This is a genomic window from Actinosynnema sp. NPDC004786, assembly GCF_053601135.1.
The window spans coordinates 79,831-95,400 of the sequence record NZ_JBSGBG010000004.1; the positions used below are offsets into that span (position 1 = coordinate 79,831).

At 72.5% G+C, this 15,570-nt stretch carries 15 protein-coding genes; 6 read left to right on the forward strand and 9 right to left on the reverse strand.

Translation table 11 applies throughout. The features are described from left to right. Window positions 1-15: 15 nt before the first annotated feature. The 5 genes from ACWEFJ_RS05085 to ACWEFJ_RS05105 are packed head-to-tail and all read right to left on the reverse strand — an operon-like array spanning window position 16 to window position 7,453. Window positions 16-2,082 (reverse strand): glycoside hydrolase family 36 protein, encoded by a 2,067-nt coding sequence (locus ACWEFJ_RS05085; RefSeq protein WP_449712972.1) that lies wholly within the window; start codon window positions 2,080-2,082, stop codon window positions 16-18. After that, the gene (locus ACWEFJ_RS05090; RefSeq protein WP_378085850.1) at window positions 2,079-2,942 is read right to left on the reverse strand and encodes an ABC transporter ATP-binding protein; all 864 of its coding nucleotides are present in this window, start codon (window positions 2,940-2,942) and stop codon (window positions 2,079-2,081) included. Before ACWEFJ_RS05090 ends, ACWEFJ_RS05085 begins: the two co-directional genes overlap by 4 nt. After that, window positions 2,939-4,765, reverse strand: coding sequence for a dipeptide/oligopeptide/nickel ABC transporter permease/ATP-binding protein (locus ACWEFJ_RS05095; RefSeq protein WP_449712973.1), 1,827 nt, complete (start codon window positions 4,763-4,765; stop codon window positions 2,939-2,941). The genes ACWEFJ_RS05090 and ACWEFJ_RS05095 overlap by 4 nt, the downstream gene beginning before the upstream one ends. Window positions 4,766-4,782: 17 nt before the next feature. Then, the gene (locus ACWEFJ_RS05100; RefSeq protein WP_378085846.1) at window positions 4,783-5,772 is read right to left on the reverse strand and encodes an ABC transporter permease; all 990 of its coding nucleotides are present in this window, start codon (window positions 5,770-5,772) and stop codon (window positions 4,783-4,785) included. Window positions 5,773-5,800: 28 nt separating this feature from the next. Next, window positions 5,801-7,453: an ABC transporter substrate-binding protein gene (locus ACWEFJ_RS05105; RefSeq protein ID WP_449712974.1), complete on the reverse strand. Its 1,653-nt coding sequence runs from the start codon at window positions 7,451-7,453 to the stop codon at window positions 5,801-5,803. Window positions 7,454-7,645: 192 nt separating this feature from the next. On the opposite strand from ACWEFJ_RS05105, the gene ACWEFJ_RS05110 reads away from it, so the two are divergent. After that, on the forward strand, window positions 7,646-8,938 hold the full coding sequence (locus ACWEFJ_RS05110; RefSeq protein ID WP_378085842.1) for an ROK family transcriptional regulator: 1,293 nt from the start codon (window positions 7,646-7,648) through the stop codon (window positions 8,936-8,938). 7 nt (window positions 8,939-8,945) lie between these two features. Here the strand turns inward: ACWEFJ_RS05110 and ACWEFJ_RS05115 are convergent, their stop codons facing one another. Further along, window positions 8,946-9,728, reverse strand: coding sequence for an ABC transporter permease (locus ACWEFJ_RS05115; RefSeq protein ID WP_449712975.1), 783 nt, complete (start codon window positions 9,726-9,728; stop codon window positions 8,946-8,948). Continuing rightward, a complete protein-coding gene (locus ACWEFJ_RS05120; protein ID WP_449712976.1) occupies window positions 9,725-10,510 on the reverse strand; it encodes an ABC transporter ATP-binding protein in 786 nt (261 codons plus the stop codon). Before ACWEFJ_RS05120 ends, ACWEFJ_RS05115 begins: the two co-directional genes overlap by 4 nt. Before the next feature lie 61 nt (window positions 10,511-10,571). On the opposite strand from ACWEFJ_RS05120, the gene ACWEFJ_RS05125 reads away from it, so the two are divergent. Then, on the forward strand, window positions 10,572-11,354 hold the full coding sequence (locus ACWEFJ_RS05125) for a TetR/AcrR family transcriptional regulator C-terminal domain-containing protein (protein ID WP_378085836.1): 783 nt from the start codon (window positions 10,572-10,574) through the stop codon (window positions 11,352-11,354). A 60-nt stretch (window positions 11,355-11,414) separates the two neighbouring features. On the opposite strand, the gene ACWEFJ_RS05130 is transcribed toward ACWEFJ_RS05125, so the two are convergent. Continuing rightward, window positions 11,415-12,047 (reverse strand): ThuA domain-containing protein, encoded by a 633-nt coding sequence (locus ACWEFJ_RS05130; protein ID WP_449712977.1) that lies wholly within the window; start codon window positions 12,045-12,047, stop codon window positions 11,415-11,417. An 11-nt stretch (window positions 12,048-12,058) separates the two neighbouring features. Further along, window positions 12,059-12,706, reverse strand: coding sequence for a TetR family transcriptional regulator (locus ACWEFJ_RS05135; RefSeq protein WP_449712978.1), 648 nt, complete (start codon window positions 12,704-12,706; stop codon window positions 12,059-12,061). 98 nt (window positions 12,707-12,804) lie between these two features. On the opposite strand from ACWEFJ_RS05135, the gene ACWEFJ_RS05140 reads away from it, so the two are divergent. The 4 genes from ACWEFJ_RS05140 to ACWEFJ_RS05155 all read left to right on the forward strand — a co-directional run bounded on the left by ACWEFJ_RS05140 (window position 12,805) and on the right by ACWEFJ_RS05155 (window position 15,513). Then, entirely contained in the window at window positions 12,805-13,557 is a 753-nt protein-coding gene (locus ACWEFJ_RS05140; RefSeq protein ID WP_449712979.1) for an MSMEG_6728 family protein, read from the forward strand. Between the two features lie 24 nt (window positions 13,558-13,581). Beyond that, a complete protein-coding gene (locus tag ACWEFJ_RS05145; RefSeq protein WP_378085828.1) occupies window positions 13,582-14,022 on the forward strand; it encodes a DoxX family protein in 441 nt (146 codons plus the stop codon). 91 nt (window positions 14,023-14,113) lie between these two features. Then, on the forward strand, window positions 14,114-14,953 hold the full coding sequence (locus ACWEFJ_RS05150) for an SDR family oxidoreductase (RefSeq protein WP_378085826.1): 840 nt from the start codon (window positions 14,114-14,116) through the stop codon (window positions 14,951-14,953). Between the two features lie 131 nt (window positions 14,954-15,084). Next, entirely contained in the window at window positions 15,085-15,513 is a 429-nt protein-coding gene (locus ACWEFJ_RS05155; protein WP_378085824.1) for a YciI family protein, read from the forward strand. The last annotated feature ends 57 nt before the right edge of the window (window positions 15,514-15,570 follow it).

Here is a 15,570-nt window from a genome sequence, read left to right on the forward strand (position 1 = left end):
GCGAGTGAACGGCGGCTACCCGAGGCGCACGACGACCGCGGCCGGCGCCGTTCCGGTGTGGCGGGCGCGCAGCACGCCGCGCCCGGCGTCCCAGTCGAAGGTCCACGACGGCGCGCCGGCCGGGAAGATCGCGGACGGCTCGACGGGGTGGTCGCGCAGGTGCGGCACGGGCAGGTCCACGTCGGGTGGCGCGTCGGGGAGCCGCCAGAGGGTGAGGTAGCCGGCGGTCGGCGCGCGCAGGCCCTGGGCGACCCACGGGCCGGTGCGGTTCGCCAGTCCCAGCGGCCAGAACGGCACGGCCGCCGCGATCTCCGGTCGGAGTCCCTTGTGGACGGCCACGGCCTCGGCGACCAGCGCCCGCTGCCCGGGGTCCATGAGGTCGACCCGCCCCGCCAGGTACAGCCGGCCCAGCACGCCCGTGGCGAGCGTGAACGCCGCCTCGTCGGCCGTCATGCCCGGCTGCGCGTACGCCCAGTTGCCCGCCTGCTCGGGCAGCAGGGACGCGGGCGCGCCGGCCGCGATCGGCGGGTACAGCAGGGGGTTCTGCTGGTCGGAGGTGGACTGGAGGTGCAGCCGGGACATCATGGCGTAGTCCATGCGCATGGCGCCGGACGCGCAGTTCTCCAGCAGCAGGCCGGGGTGGCGGGCCAGCACGCCGTCCAGCCACGCGAGGTGTGCCCGGTTGTGGCCGAGCAGCCCGTCGCCGGGCGCGACGCCGCCCACGTCGGTGCCCGCGCCGGGCATGATGTTGTAGTCGAGCTTGAAGTAGCCGATGCCGAACTCCTCGACCAGCCGGTCGACCACGTCGTCCAGGTGGCGGACGGCGGCGGGGTGGCGCAGGTCGAGGTGGAAGCGGCCGTGCTCGCCGACCCGCGCGCCCTGGCGCCGGAAGAACGCCTCGTCGGGCAGTGCCCGGGCCAGGGCCGAGCGCACGCCGACGACCTCGGGCTCCAGCCAGATGCCGGGCACCATGCCGGCGGCGCGGATGTGGTCGGCGACCTCGCCGAACCCGCCGGGGAACCGGGTGCACGACGGCCGCCACTCGCCGACGCTGTCCCACCACTTGCCGTCCTCGTCGTACCAGCCCGCGTCGACGCAGAAGTAGTCCGCGCCCACGGCGGCGGCCGCGTCGATCAGCGGCAGGAGCTTCTCCGTGGTGGGGTCGCCCATGAGGGTGTTCATGTAGTCGTTGAACACCACGGGCAGCTCGGGTGCGCGGCGGTTGCGCAGGGTGGCGCGCCGCTGTCGGGTGAGCGCGCCGAACGCCTCGTCCACGCCGCCCGCGGCGATCGCGACGGACACCGGCACGGTGGTGAACCCGTGGCCGGCCGAGACGGTGCGGGACCACTGGTGCTCGGTGTCGGTGGGGCCGAGGACGGCGAGGTACGCGCCCGCGACGGTTTCGCCGACCTCCCAGTGCCAGGCGCCGTTGTGCTCGACCTGCCAGGCCATCGCCCAGGTGTCGTCGCGTGCCACGGGGACGCCGGTGGGCAGGTGTTCGCCGGTGGACCAGGAGCTGCGGGACGTGAGCGCGAACCGGCTGCGGGACGCGTGGTGGTGGACGGTCGGGTCCATGGCGACGAGGCCGGCTTCGCGCAGCGGGGTGCGGCGCCAGCGCGATTCGGCGACCCAGTCGGAGTCGGCGTGGACGACGTCGACCTCGTCCACGGTGCGGTCGGCGTCGACCAGGAACGCCCCGGTGGCCAGCGAGGTCACCGCCTGGAGGCGCACTTCGCCGTCGCCCTCGACGGCCACCTCGGTCCAGGTGCGCACCGCGGGGACGCCGGCGACCCCCTGGAACACCGACGTCACCACCAGGCCGGTGACCGGGTCGTGCTGCTGGACGCGCAGCTCGTCGGCGGAGGCGACGTGGGTGCGGTAGCGCAGGCGGGCTCCGATGGTGGTGTCGGCGTAGCGGTGGCTGCCGGGGAAGCGGCCGTGGCCGAGGGCCTGGACCTCGACCAGCGGCACGCCGATGCCGTCCGCCGGCCCGTCCGGGCGCAGGGACAGCAGGCTGACCGGTCGGTCGTCGCCGTCGGTCAGGACGAGTCGGATCGCGCCCGTGGACCACGTCAGGGTCATGTGGTGACTTCCTCCCATGCGCCGGTGTTGTGGTCGTAGGCGGCGGCCGCGCCGGCGCGCTCGACGTCGGCCGGGTCGATGTCGACGGCCCGGCCGCGCGCCTCGGGGTTCGGGGCGGCGGAGGCCAGGATCTTCGTGTAGGGGTGCTGCGGGTTGAGGATCACGTCGTCGGCCGGTCCGCGTTCGACCACGCGCCCTTTGTAGAGCACGAGGATGTCGTCGGAGAAGTGGCGTGCGGTGGCCAGGTCGTGGGTGATGTAGAGGACGGCGAGGTCCTCCTCGCGTTGCAGGCGGGCCATGAGGTTGAGCACGCCGAGCCGGATGGACACGTCCAGCATGGACACCGGCTCGTCGGCGACCACGACCTTCGCGCCCGGGGCGAGCGCCCGCGCGATGGCGACGCGTTGCCGCTGGCCGCCGGACAGCTCGTGCGGGCGTCGTCCGGCGAGGTCGCGGCCGGGCAGGGACACGCGGTCGAGCAGCCGCACCACCTCTTCCCAGCCGTGCGGCTTGCCGTGCAGCTTGAGAGGCCGGGCGAGGTGGTGCTCGATCGTGTGGAACGGGTTCAGCGAGGCGAACGGGTCCTGGAACACCATCTGCACGTGGTCGCGGTACTCGCGGTCGGGGACGTGCCGCCCGTCCGGGCCGGTGACGGTGATCCCGCCGCCGGTGGGCTTCTCCAGCCGGGCGATCATGCGGGCGATGGTGGACTTGCCCGAGCCGGACTCGCCGACCAGCGCGACGGTGCGGCCGGGGGTGAGGGTGAACGACACGTGGTCGACGGCGCGCAGCCGGACGCGGCGCAGGCCGACCCGGACGTGGAAGTCCTTGACCAGTTCGCGGGCTTCCAGCGTGGTCATCGGGGACCTCCGGACGGGGTGGGCTCGCCGGAGCCGCGGGCGGGGGTGGCCTGCTCGCCGGAGCGGACGAACGAGCCGCGGTCGCCGGTCAGGCTGGGGAACGAGTCGAGCAGGCGGCGGGTGTAGGGGTGTTCGGGGTTCTCGAACATGTCCTGCGCGGCGCGGTACTCGACCACTTCGCCGTCCTTCATCACGGCGATGCGGTCGGCGAGTTCGAGCAGCAGCGGCAGGTCGTGGGTGATGAACAGGACGGCGAAGCCGATCTCGTCGCGCAGGCGGAGGATCTCGCGGAGGATGCCGCGCTGCACGACCACGTCGAGCGCGGTCGTCGGCTCGTCCATGATCATGACCTGGGGGTCGAGGAGCAGCGCCATGGCGATCATCACGCGTTGCCGCATGCCGCCGGACAGCTCGTGCGGGAAGGAGCCGAGCCGCCGCACGTCCACGCCGACGAGCCGGAGCACCTCCTCGCACCTGGCCTTGCGCTGGGCCTTGGTCATCTCCGGGCGGTGGGTGGTGAGCACGTCGTCGAGCTGCGCCCGGACGGTGATGACGGGGTTGAGCGCGTTCATCGCGCCCTGGAACACCATGGACAGCTTCGACCAGCGGAACGCGCGCAGTTCGCCGGGGGTGAGCGCGAGCACGTCGATGTCGCCGCCCTCGCGGTCGTGGAACGTGACCGAGCCGGTGGTCACCTCGGCGGGTGGCCGGTGCAGGCGGTTGACGGCGTAGGCGAGGGTGGTCTTGCCGCAGCCGGACTCGCCGGCCAGGCCGAGGATCTCGCCGCGCCGCAGGGTGAGGGAGACGTCCTTGACCGCGTGCACCGGGTTCTCGACCCGGTAGACGACGGACAGGTCCTTCACGGTCAGCACCACGTCGTCGTCCGGGCGGGCCACGGGTTCGGGGGTGCGGGCGGCCTCGGCCCTGCCGCGGCGGGGGATGTCGCGCAGCTTGGGGTTGATGATCTCGTCGATGCTGAAGTTGACCAGGGACAGGCCGCAGCCGAACAGGGCGATGATCAGGCCGGGCGGCACGAACCACCACCACGCCTCGCGTTGCAGCGCGAACCCGTTCTGCGCGTAGTAGAGCATCGTGCCGAGGGTGGAGGAGTTGGACGCGCCCAGGCCGAGGAACGACAGGCCCGCCTCGCTGAGGATCGCGTAGATCACCGAGAACACGAACTGCGAGGCCAGCAGCGGCAGCAGGTTCGGCAGGATCTCGACGGTGATGACGCGCCACGGCTTCTCGCCGGAGACCTTGGCGGCGGCGACGTAGTCGCGGTTGCGCAGCGACAGGGTCTGGGCGCGCAGCACGCGCGCCGACGCGGCCCAGCCGGTGATCGCCAGCACCACCGCGATGGTCCACGAGCCGCGCTGGTCGGCGGGCACGAACGCGGAGATGACGATGACCAGCGGCAGGCCGGGGATCACCAGCATGACGTTGGAGAACAGGGAGAACGCCTCGTCGACGTACCCGCCGACGTAGCTGCCGACGATGCCGAACACCGCCGACAGGGCGGTCGCCATCACGCCGACCATGAGGCCGATGTAGAGGGAGCCCCTGGTGGCGTGCGCGAGTTGGGCGACGATGTCCTGGCCGGTCAGGGTGGTGCCCAGCCAGAACTCGCCGCCGGGCGGGGCGAGGCCGATGTCGCGGATCGCGTTCGGGTCGCCGACCACGAGCGGGCCGACCAGGCCGAGCAGCGCGATGAGCCCGATCAGGACGAGGCCGACGCCGAGCTTGGGCGACCAGCGCGGCAGCATGGATCGCCAGCCCGCCCGGCCGCGCGGCGCGGCGACGGTCGCGGCACTGAGGTTGGTCACGGTGTCCGTTCTCCTTCTCAGCCGCTGACGCGGGTGCGCGGGTCGATGACGGCGTACAGCAGGTCGACCACGAGGTTCGCGCCGAGCACGGCGACCGTGATCACGAGGAAGATGCCCTGCATGAGGGCGTAGTCGTTGTTCTGCACGGCCTGCAGGAGCTTGGACCCGATGCCGGGGTAGGAGAACACCTGCTCGGTGATGATGGAGCCCGCCACCACGAAGCCGAGGGAGATCGCGAAGCCCGCGACCGAGGGCAGCACGGCGTTGCGCGCCGCGTACTTGATCATGATGCGGGAGTCGCGCAGGCCCTTGGCCTTGGCGGTCAGCACGTAGTCCTCGGCCGTGGCGGAGACCATCATGTTGCGCATGCCGAGCAGCCAGCCGCCGACCGAGGAGATCACGATGGTCAGCGCGGGCAGCGTGCCGTAGTAGAGGGCGGAGCCGATGAAGTCGGCGTTCCAGCCGGGCGTGAGGATCACGTCGTAGCCGCCCTGGAGCGGGAACCAGCCCCACGCCGAGGACAGCAGCGCGACCAGGATCAACGCGAGCCAGAAGTACGGCACCGCGGCCAGGACGGTGGTGGCGGGCACCAGGCTGTCCAGCCAGGTGCCGCGCCGCCATCCGACGAACGTGCCCAGGACGATGCCGAAGGCGAACGACAGGAACGTCGCGATGCCGACGAGCATCAGGGTCCAGGGCAGGGCCTCCGAGATGATCCGGGACACCGGCGCGGGGAACGCGCTCACCGAGATGCCCAGGTCGCCGCGGACCATGTTGCCCAGGTAGGACAGGTACTGCCGGAGGAGCGACTCGCCGCTGTTCGTGCCGAGCAGCAGCTCGTACGCCCTGCGGGCCGACGGGTCCACGGTTCCGCCGCGTTGCGCGAGCTTCGCCATGAGGATGTCCACCGGGTTGCCCGGCATGAGCCTCGGGATGAAGAAGTTCAGCGTCAGCGCCGCCCAGAGGGCGACCAGGTAGAACGCGAACTTTCGGGCGTAGTACCTCATCGGTCCGCCTATCGCCTCACTCAGTCGTTCACTGGCCGGCCGGCTTGAGCTTCAGGTAGATCTCGGAGTGCTCGGGGCGCGCCCAGACGGCCGGGAACGAGTAGAGGTCGTCCTTGGTGGGCCAGCCGGTGAACTTCTTCGCGTTGAACTCGCTGGTGGTGCCGCCGGTCAGGACCGGGATGTAGGGGATCGACTTCTCGATCTCGGTCTGGATGGTGTCGAAGTGCGGCTGGCGGGCGGCGTCGTCCTCCGGGTCGATGCCCTTCAGCGCGGCGAGCGCGGCGTCCACGGCGGGGTTGGAGAACCGGGCGAAGTTCGGGTTGGCCACCTCGCCGACCTTGGCCGTGGTCGCGGTGCTGAAGAAGTAGGACGCGTTGTAGAACGGGTCGGGCGCCGGGCCCTGGTGCAGCGAGTCGATCAGCAGCTCGAACTGGCCGCGGCCGCGCGCGTCGGACCACTCGTTCCACGACACCTGCTGGGCGGTGATCTTGATGCCGACCTGCTGGAGCTGCTGCGTCATCGTGTCGACGGCGGTGATGTAGTCGGTCCAGCCGGCCACCACCTTGAGCGTCATGGCCAGCGGCTTGCCGTCCTTCTGGTAGATGCCGTCGCCGCCCTTGGTGTAGCCGGCGCCCTCCAGCAGCTGCGTCGCCTTGGCGGTGTCGGGCTGCATCGGCGCGGTCTTCTCGGTCAGCTTCGCCGAGATCTGCTCCTTGTCGCGTTCCAGCAGCGCCGCGCCGGGCGAGATCTCGCCGGCGGTGTTCTCGAACGCGAGCGAGTTGATCTGGGTGCGGTTGACGGCGTAGTAGATCGCCTTGCGCACGGCCACGTCGGTCTGCGGGCCCTGGCAGCCCAGGTCGGCGTTGGAGCAGGTGAACAGGGCGACCTGGTTCATCGGGATGGTGATCGCCTTGTAGCCGGGGTAGTTCTTCTCGACGTTGGCGATGTCCGGGACGGGGCCGGTCTGCCAGTCGATCTGGCCCTGCTTGAGCGCGGCCTCACCGGACTGGTTGCCCGACAGGGCGAGGTAGCGGACCTTCTTCAGGGCGGGCTCGCCGGAGTGGTAGTCGGGGTTGGCCTTGAGCGTGAACGCCTGGGCCTTGAAGTCCTCCAGCATGAACGGGCCGGTGCCGACGGGCTCCTTGACGACGTCGGTCGCCGGGGTCGCGATGTCCTTCCACTTGTGCTCGGGGACCATCCACACCCGGCCGAGGATCTGCGGGCCCTCCATGAACGACGGCTCGGTGAACTTGATCGACACGTGCGTGTCGTCCACGGCGGTCGCGACGCCCTTGTAGCCCGTGCCGTTCATGGCCGGGTTCTTGGTGATCATGTCGAGGGTGAAGACGACGTCCTTGGCGGTGAACTTCTGCCCGTCGGTCCACTTGGCGTCGTCGCGCAGCTCGACGTCGAGCTGGGTGCCGTCGGCGTTCCACGTGAAGGACTTGCCCAGGCGGGGCCGCGGCTCGACGTCGCGGATGTTGTTGAAGAAGAACAGCGGCTCGAAGATCGTGCCGGGGCCTTCCAGCATGGTCGGCGAGAACGGGTTGAAGTTCAGCTGCCAGTCGCCGGACTGCCCGGTGTAGACGACCAGGGTGTCCTTGTTCGCGTCACTGCTCGCGTCGGACCCGCCGCACGCGGTCGCGAGCATGGCCACCGCGGCGAGTCCGGCCGCCGCCATGCGTCCCCGTGAGAAGCGCCTTGCCTTCAGGAACATCGTCGATTCCTCTCGTGGCCCGAGACCGGCCGCGGTCCCGCGTTGAGGCAGATTGTTAAGTCATCGAAGAAACGAAGTCAACACCTCGGCGTCATCTACCGGTCAAGTTGCTACCCTTCGACCGACGAACGAACTAAGACGGACGCGGGGGACCTCGTGAGCGGACCGGCGCGGGCGACGCACCACGCGAGCAGCAAGTCCGCGGTGCTCGACGTGATCCGCGCGGCGGGCACCATCAGCCGCGTCGGCCTGATCAACGCCACCGGCTTCACCGGCGCCACCATCTCGACCGTCGTCCGCAAGCTCATCGACGAGGGCCTAGTCGTGGAGACCGGCCGCGCCGAGTCCACCGGCGGCAAGCGGCGGGTGCTGCTGCAGCTCAACCACTCCTCCCGCTACGCCGTGGGCGTGCACCTCGACCACGCGGGCATCACGTACGTGCTGACCAATCTCGGCGGGTCGGTGGTGGCCCGCATCTCGAGGGCGGGCGCGGGCGCGGCCGAGCCGCGGACCGTGGTGACGCGGATGGCGACCGAGGTGAAGGGCCTGATCGACGGCGTCGGCGTGGACCACAACCGGGTGCTCGGCCTGGGCCTGGTCTCCCCCGGGCCGCTCAGCTCGGACACCGGCATGGGCCTCACCCCGCCGTCCATGCGCAAGTGGGAGGACTTCCCGCTGGCCCGCGAGCTGGAACAGGCCACGGGCCTGCCGGTGGTGCTGGACAACGACGCCACCGCGGCGGCGCTGGGCGAGCACTGGTCGGGCGGCATCGGCGGCACCGCCGTCTCGGCCGCGCTCTACATGGGCACGGGCATCGGCGCGGGCCTGGTGATCAACGGCGTCACCTACCGCGGCAGCAGCGGCAACGCGGGCGAGATCGGCCACGTCTGCGTGGACGCGAACGGGCCGGAGTGCTGGTGCGGGGCGCGCGGCTGCGTGGAGGTGCTGGCGGGCCCGGCGGCCGTGGTCGCGGCGGCCCGCGCGGACGCGGCGCTGGCCCGGTCGGCCGGGCTCACCGGGCGGGCGAAGTCCGTGTCGTCGGACTTCGCGGCGGTGAGCCGGGCGGCCCGCCGGGGCGAGCCGTCGGCGCTCGCGATCCTGGAGCGGTCCGCGCGGTACATCGCGGTGGCGGCCCGGACCCTGGCCAACATCATGGACCTGGAGGTCCTGGTGCTGACGGGCCCCAGCTTCGCCATCGCGGGCTCGGTCTACCTGCCCGTGGTCCGCGACGAGCTGGACCGCGCGTTCTTCTCCCGCGCGGCGCACGGGATCGACGTGCGGCTGTCCCGGTCGGCCGCCACCGCGTCCGCGATCGGCGGGGCGGCCCTCGTGCTGCAATCGGAGCTGGTGCCGCTGCACGAGGGCCTCAGGCTGCCGGAGAACCTGGCCGACTCGGAGCCGGCCGCCCTGCCGGAGCCGATCGGCGAGCCGACGACCCGCGGGGCGTGACGCCCGCTCAGCGGCCCAGCGCCCGGTAGCGCCGCGCGGCCAGCGGCAGGAACACCGCCGTGAGCACGGCCGGCCACAGCAGCGCAAGCGCCACCGCGTGCCCGCTCGCCCAGTCGCCGTCGTGCCAGCCGGGGTTGCCGAACAGCTCCCGGACCGCCGTGGCGGTGGCCGACAGCGGGTTGCCGGCGGCGACCGCGCCGAGCCAGTCCGGCATCGTGGCGGGCGAGACGAACGCGCTGGACAGGAACCCGGCCGGCCACACCAGCACCTGCACCGCGACGGCCGACTCCGGGGCGCCCAGCAGCAGCCCCAGGTAGACGCCGACCCAGGCGAACGCGAACCTCAGCCACACCACCAGGCCGATCGCCGCCACCGCCGCCGGGACGCCGCCCGGCGCCGTCCACCCGACGAGCAGCCCGGTCACGACCATGACCGCGATGCCGACCGCGGCGTTGAGCAGGTCCGCCGTGACGCGGCCCGCCAGCACCGCCGCCGTGGTCACGGGCATGGCGCGGACGCGTTCGGTGACGCCCTTGGCGTTGTCCGCGGTGACGGCCACGACCAGGGACTCGAACCCGAACAGCGCCGACATCACCAGCATGCCGGGGACGAGGAAGTCCAGGTACCGCCCGTCCGGCACGGCCATCGCGCCGCCGAAGAGGTAGCCGAACATCAGCACCATCAGGACGGGGAACAGCAGCCCGAGCGCGATCGACCCGGGGCGGCGGCGCCAGTGCCGCAGGATGCGCCCGGTGAGGGTGGCGGCGTCCCGGAGGGTGTGGGCGGTCACGACGTCCGCGCCGCGGGTCGGTGGCCGGTGAGGTGGAGGAAGACCTCGTCCAGGGTGGGTTTGCGGACGACCGTCTCGACCCGGTCCGGGCCCACCCGCGCCTTCAGCTCGTCCGGCGTGCCCTCGGCGACGACGCGACCGCCGTCGAGGATCGCGATCCGGTCCGCCAGCCGGTCGGCCTCCTCCAGGTGCTGCGTCGTGAGCAGGACCGTCGTGCCGGCGTCGACCAGGGACCCGATCGAGGCCCAGACGTCGAGGCGGGCCCGCGGGTCCAGCCCGGTGGTCGGCTCGTCGAGGAACAGCACCGGCGGCGCGAGGACGAGGCTCGTGGCGAGGTCGAGCCTGCGGCGCGTGCCGCCGGAGTAGCCCGCGACCGACCGGTCGGCCACCTCGGCGAGGTCGAACCGCTCGACCAGCTCGTCCGCGCGCCGCCGGGCCGCGGCGGTGGTCAGGTGGGAGAGCCTGCCGAACAGGACGAGGTTCTGCCGCCCGGTGAGGACCTCGTCCACCGAGGCGTCCTGGCCGACCAGGCCGATCCGGTGGCGCACCGACCGCGGGTCGGCGAGCGCGTCGCAGCCGGCCACCCGGACCCGGCCGGAGTCCGGGCGCAGCAGCGTCGTCAGCACCCGCACCGCCGTGGTCTTGCCCGCGCCGTTCGGCCCGAGCAGCGCGCACACCGTGCCCGCCGCCACGGTCAGGTCGAACCCGTCGAGGGCCGCCTTCCCGCGGTAGGTCTTGCGCACGTCGGCGGCCTCGATCGCCACCGCTTCTCCGTATGCCATACGAAGAAGCGTACCAGAGAACTTCGTACGATGTACCGAGTAACCGGCCTATGATGGGCGCATGGGCGAGACCGAGAGCGGTGGCAGCGCGGACCCGGCACGCACGATCGCCACGCTGTGGGGCACCCGGCGGCCGCCGCGCCGCGGGCCCCGGCACACGCTGACCACCGCGCAGGTGGTCGCCGCCGCGATCGCGATCGCCGACCGCGACCAGACGCTCACCACCCTGTCCATGCGCCGGGTCGCCGAGGCGCTCGGCGTGGGCACGATGTCGCTCTACACCTACGTCGCGTCCCGGGACGACCTGGTGGAGGCCATGCTCGACCACGTCTACGGCGAGGCCGTCGAGCAGCTCGGCGAGCCCGGCGACGAGGGGTGGGAGGAGGGCCTGCGGCGGGTCGCGCGGGTGAACTGGGACCTGTGCGTGCGCCACCCGTGGGTGCTCCAGGTGTTCACCGGGCGTCCGCCGCTGGGGCCGCACACGATCGCCAAGTACGAGCGCGAGCTGAGCGTGCTGGAGGGCATCGGGCTCACCGACGTCGAGATGGACTCGGTGATCACGCTCGTGCAGACGCACGTCGAGGGCGTCGCCCGCCGCCGGATCGAGGCCGACCTGGCGGTGCGCCGCACCGGGATGACCGACGACCAGTGGTGGCGCGCGGTCGCGCCCGTGCTGGCCGAGGTGTTCGACCCGACCCGGTTCCCGATCGCGGCCCGGGTCGGCCAGGCGGCCGGGCAGGCGCACCAGTCCGCGCACAACCCGGAGCACGCCTACGCGTTCGGGCTCGACCGGCTGCTCCAGGGCGTGGCGGCGCTGGTCGAGGAGCGGTCCGGGCGGTCCTGAGCGTTCGGTTCAGGGGTCCTGAGCGTTCGACACGCAGGTCCTCAGCGTTCGACACGCGGGTCAGCGGCGGGCGGCCCAGAGCAGGCCGCGTTCGACCATGGTGCGCACGGGCGGCAGGTCCAGGTCCGCCGGGTGGTGGCCCACCGTGCAGGCGAACACCCGGCCCGCGCCCCAGCGGCGCGTCCACACGGCCGGCACGGTCAGCGGGGCGTGCCACGGCTCGGCGGCGGCGAACGTCGTGGTCGCGTGCACGTCGTTGAGGCCGTCGGTCAGCACCCAGTACTGCTCGGTCCGCAGCGAGAACCCCGACAGGCCCTCCACCACGGGGTGCGTGGAGGTGATCTCCACCCGGTGCTCCACGAAGTCGCCGGGGTGCGCCACGAACTGCCCGCCGACCAACCGCAGGTAGCCGCGCGAGTGGCGGAACGCGTCGACCAGCCCGCCGTGCCACCCGGCCAGACCCGTCCCGCCCAGCACCGCCGCCTCCAGGCACGCGAACCGGTCGTCGGTCAGCACGCCGTCGCTCCAGCACTGCACGACCAGGTCGTACCGGCCCAGGTCCTCGTCGTAGGCGTCGAGCGAGTCCGACACGTCCACCTCGAACCCGGAGGACCGCAGGAACGGCAGGAACCGGTCGGTGGCCTCGACCGGCGAGTGCCCGGCCCAGCCACCGCGAACCACGAGTGCCTTCACGGCACGCCACCCTAGGCGGTGGCCCGCGCGACCAGCCCGACCAACTGGTTCACCAAGCCCTCGGTGAGCCCGTCGCGGACCCGCTCCCCGGCGGGCGGACCGCCCAGCTCCCGCACGGCCTGGGCGACCGCGGCCGTCGGGTGGGCGTGCGGCCACAGGCCGGCCGTCATCACCAGCACCGCGCCGGCGAAGTGCCGTGCCGCCGCGTCGTCCAGCACCGGCAACCGGGACCGCACGATCCCCGCCAGCCGGGCCGTGCGCTCGTGCGCGTTCCGCTTGACCACGCGGGCGAAGTCGACGGAGATGTTGCGCTCCAGCACCCCGGCCATCCCGCTGACCAGCTCGCACAGCAGCGGGCGGCCCAGCAGCGCGGTGGCGACCGCCGTGGCCACCCCGACCGCGTCGTCGGCCGGCGCGACCGCCTCCTCCACCTCGTCCAGCCAGGCCGCCCACTCCCGGTCCAGCACCTCCAGGAAGATCGCCTCCCGGCTGTCGAAGTAGCGCAGCACGTTCGACTTGGCGAGCCCGACCCGGTCGCTCAGCTCGCGCAGGCTGATGTCGGCGACGGGCCGCTCCCGCAGCATCGCGCACGCCGTCTCGAGGATCGTGCGCCGCCGCTGCGCCACCTGCTCGGGCCGCCGGGCGCGCTGGAACTCCACCGCCGCAGGCTAACAGCCCACCGGTCTGTTGCCGCCCGGTCGAGGACCGATCCGGGGACGCGGCGCTTGACCGGCCGCCCCCGGGGTAGCCGGCGGGTGTGCAGACGTTCCTGCCGTACGCGACGTTCGGCCGCAGCGCCGCCGCGCTCGACTCGCGGCGGTTGGGCAAGCAGCGCGTGGAGGTGTTGCAGGTGCTGCGGGCCCTGGTCTGGCCCGAGTACGGGTGGAAGCGGCACCCCGTGGTGCTGATGTGGCGCGGCTTCACCCCCGCCCTGGTCGCGTACGGCGTGGCGGTGTGCGACGAGTGGCGGCGGCGCGGCCACCGCGACGGGGTGCGGGCCGTGCTGCTGGACTTCACCGGCGGCGCGGAGCCGACCTGGTCGTGGTGCCTGGCCGAGGGCCTGCTGCCGCCGTGGCTCGGCGACGAGGACCTGCACCGCAGCCACCGGTCGGCGCTGCTGCGCAAGGACCCGGAGCACTACCGGCCCCTGTTCCCCGACGTCCCGGACGACCTCGACTACGTGTGGCCGGGGCCGGTGTTCCCGCTGGACCTCCCCGACACCCCCGGCCTGGTCGCCTGCCGGCTCGACCGCCCTCCCCTGCCCGACGAGCACCCCCCGCCCGCGCCGCCGCTCGACCACCGGCCCGGCCCGTCGGTCGCGCGCCCGCCCACCGAGGCCGACCTGGCCGCGATGCGGGCCGAGGCGACCGACCCGCGACGCGTCCGGTTCTTCCGCCGCGGCCAGCGCCTGCCCCCTCCGACCGGCAGGTTCACCCTCCGGGTCGGGTTCCCCGGAAGAAGTTCGGCGGACGTGTCGATCCGGGAGGGGTCCCGTTCGACGCCAGGGTGAGACCACCGAGAAGGGGAGCCCGAGATGACCACCACGACCGACACCCGCCGCGCCGCCGCCCACCCCGCCACCTCCTCCGCCTCCCGGCGCAACGACCTGGTGCTCGCCGCCTTCCGCGTCGTCGTGTCGTTCCTGTTCGGCTGCCACGGCCTGCAGGGCCTCGGGTTCCTCGGCGGCATCGACGGCCAGGGCGCCGCCGTGCCGTTCGGCTCCTGGCCGGGCTGGTACGGCAGCGTGATCGAACTGGTCGGCGCGGTCCTGGTGCTCGTGGGCCTGGCCGCCCGCCCGGCCGCGTTCGTGCTGTCGGGCGTGATGGCCTACGCCTACTTCACCGTCCACCAGCCGGAGGCCCTGCTGCCGCTGCACAACATGGGTGAGCCGGCCGCGGTCTACAGCTGGGCGTTCCTGCTGCTCGCCGCGCTCGGCCCGGGGGCCTTCACGCTCCGGCGCGCCCTGCGCCGCTGACCGGACCGTCGACGCCGAAGGGCGCACCCCGTCACCCGGGGGTGCGCCCTTTCACGTGTTCAGGCCGCACCCCCGTGGGCACCCTGCGGGCATGGCCGAGACCCCCATCGAACACCCCGGGCTGACCGACGACGTCCGCCCCACCCCCGACCACGGCGAAGCGACCTACCGCGGCACGGGCCGGCTGACCGACAAGAAGGCCGTGATCACCGGCGGCGACTCCGGCATCGGCCGCGCCGTCGCGCTGGCGTTCGCCCGCGAGGGCGCCGACGTGCTCATCACGTACCTGCCGGCCGAGGAGAAGGACGCCCGCGACACCGCGCGACTGGTGGAGGACGCCGGCCGCAAGGCCGTCACCCTCGCCGTCGACCTGGTCGAGGAGTCGCAGTGCACCTCCGTCGTGTCGCGCGCGGTCGAGGAGTTCGGCCGCATCGACGTGCTGGTGAGCAACGCCGCCTACCAGATGTCGCAGGACGGCGGCCTGCTCGACATCACCACCGAGCAGTTCGACCGCGTCATGAAGACCAACGTCTACGCGATGTTCTGGCTGTGCAAGGCGGCCGTGCCGCACATGCCGGAGGGCTCCTCCATCATCACCACGTCGTCCATCCAGGGCTTCCAGCCCTCCTTCCAGCTCCTCGACTACGCCACCACCAAGGCGGCGATCGTCAACTTCACCAAGGGCCTCGCGCAGAACCTGGTCGACCGGAAGATCCGGGTGAACTCGGTCGCGCCCGGTCCGGTGTGGACGCCGCTCATCCCGGCGACCATGCCGGCGGAGAAGGTGGAGAGCTTCGGCGAGCAGTCCCCCATGGGCCGCGCCGGGCAGCCCGCCGAGCTGGCCCCGCTGTACGTCTTCCTCGCCTCCGCCGAGTCGAGCTACATCACCGGCGAGGTCATCGGCGTGACCGGCGGCTCGCCGATCACGTGAACGCGCTGGTCACGGGCTCGCGAAAAAATCTTGAAAAAGTTCCGGGCCCGTGTCGATCCGGGGCGGCCCCCGTTCGTCGCGTCAGTACGGGCCAGGATGGACCGGCCGACGAACCGACAGGGAGAACCACAATGCGTTTCATGGTGATCGTGAAGGCGACCGAGGAGACCGAGGCCGGGGCCCAGCCGAGCGCGGAGATGCTCAATGAGATGGCCGCGTTCAACGAGGAGCTGGTCAAGGCGGGCGTGCTGCTGGCGGGCGAGGGCCTGCACCCGAGCAGCAAGGGCGCGCGGGTCTACTTCTCCGGTGACAAGCGCACCGTGGTCGACGGTCCCTTCGCGGAGACCAAGGAGCTGATCGCCGGGTTCTGGCTGCTGGAGGTCAAGTCCCTGGAAGAGGCCGTGGAGTGGGTCAAGCGGGTGCCGAACCCCACCGGCGAGGAGTCCCAGATCGAGATCCGCCAGGTCTTCACCGAGGACGACTTCGTCAACGCCTCCGAGGAGCTGAAGGACCGGGAGCGCGAGCTGCGCGCCCAGCAGGACGCCCTCGCGCAGGGCTGACCCGGGCGGCGCGCCGCACCCGCTTGCCGACGCGCGTCGGTAGCTGATCTGATCCCC

Excerpts from the sequence above, each read along its gene's own strand:
- ACWEFJ_RS05085 (WP_449712972.1), bottom strand. The coding sequence starts at position 2,082 with ATGACCCTGACGTGGTCCACGGGCGCGATCCGACTCGTCCTGACCGAC.
- ACWEFJ_RS05090 (WP_378085850.1), bottom strand. The coding sequence starts at position 2,942 with ATGACCACGCTGGAAGCCCGCGAACTGGTCAAGGACTTCCACGTCCGG.
- ACWEFJ_RS05100 (WP_378085846.1), bottom strand. The coding sequence starts at position 5,772 with ATGAGGTACTACGCCCGAAAGTTCGCGTTCTACCTGGTCGCCCTCTGG.
- ACWEFJ_RS05105 (WP_449712974.1), bottom strand. The coding sequence starts at position 7,453 with ATGGCGGCGGCCGGACTCGCCGCGGTGGCCATGCTCGCGACCGCGTGC.
- ACWEFJ_RS05120 (WP_449712976.1), bottom strand. The coding sequence starts at position 10,510 with ATGGCATACGGAGAAGCGGTGGCGATCGAGGCCGCCGACGTGCGCAAG.
- ACWEFJ_RS05125 (WP_378085836.1), top strand. The coding sequence starts at position 10,572 with ATGGGCGAGACCGAGAGCGGTGGCAGCGCGGACCCGGCACGCACGATC.
- ACWEFJ_RS05145 (WP_378085828.1), top strand. The coding sequence starts at position 13,582 with ATGACCACCACGACCGACACCCGCCGCGCCGCCGCCCACCCCGCCACC.
- ACWEFJ_RS05150 (WP_378085826.1), top strand. The coding sequence starts at position 14,114 with ATGGCCGAGACCCCCATCGAACACCCCGGGCTGACCGACGACGTCCGC.
- ACWEFJ_RS05155 (WP_378085824.1), top strand. The coding sequence starts at position 15,085 with ATGCGTTTCATGGTGATCGTGAAGGCGACCGAGGAGACCGAGGCCGGG.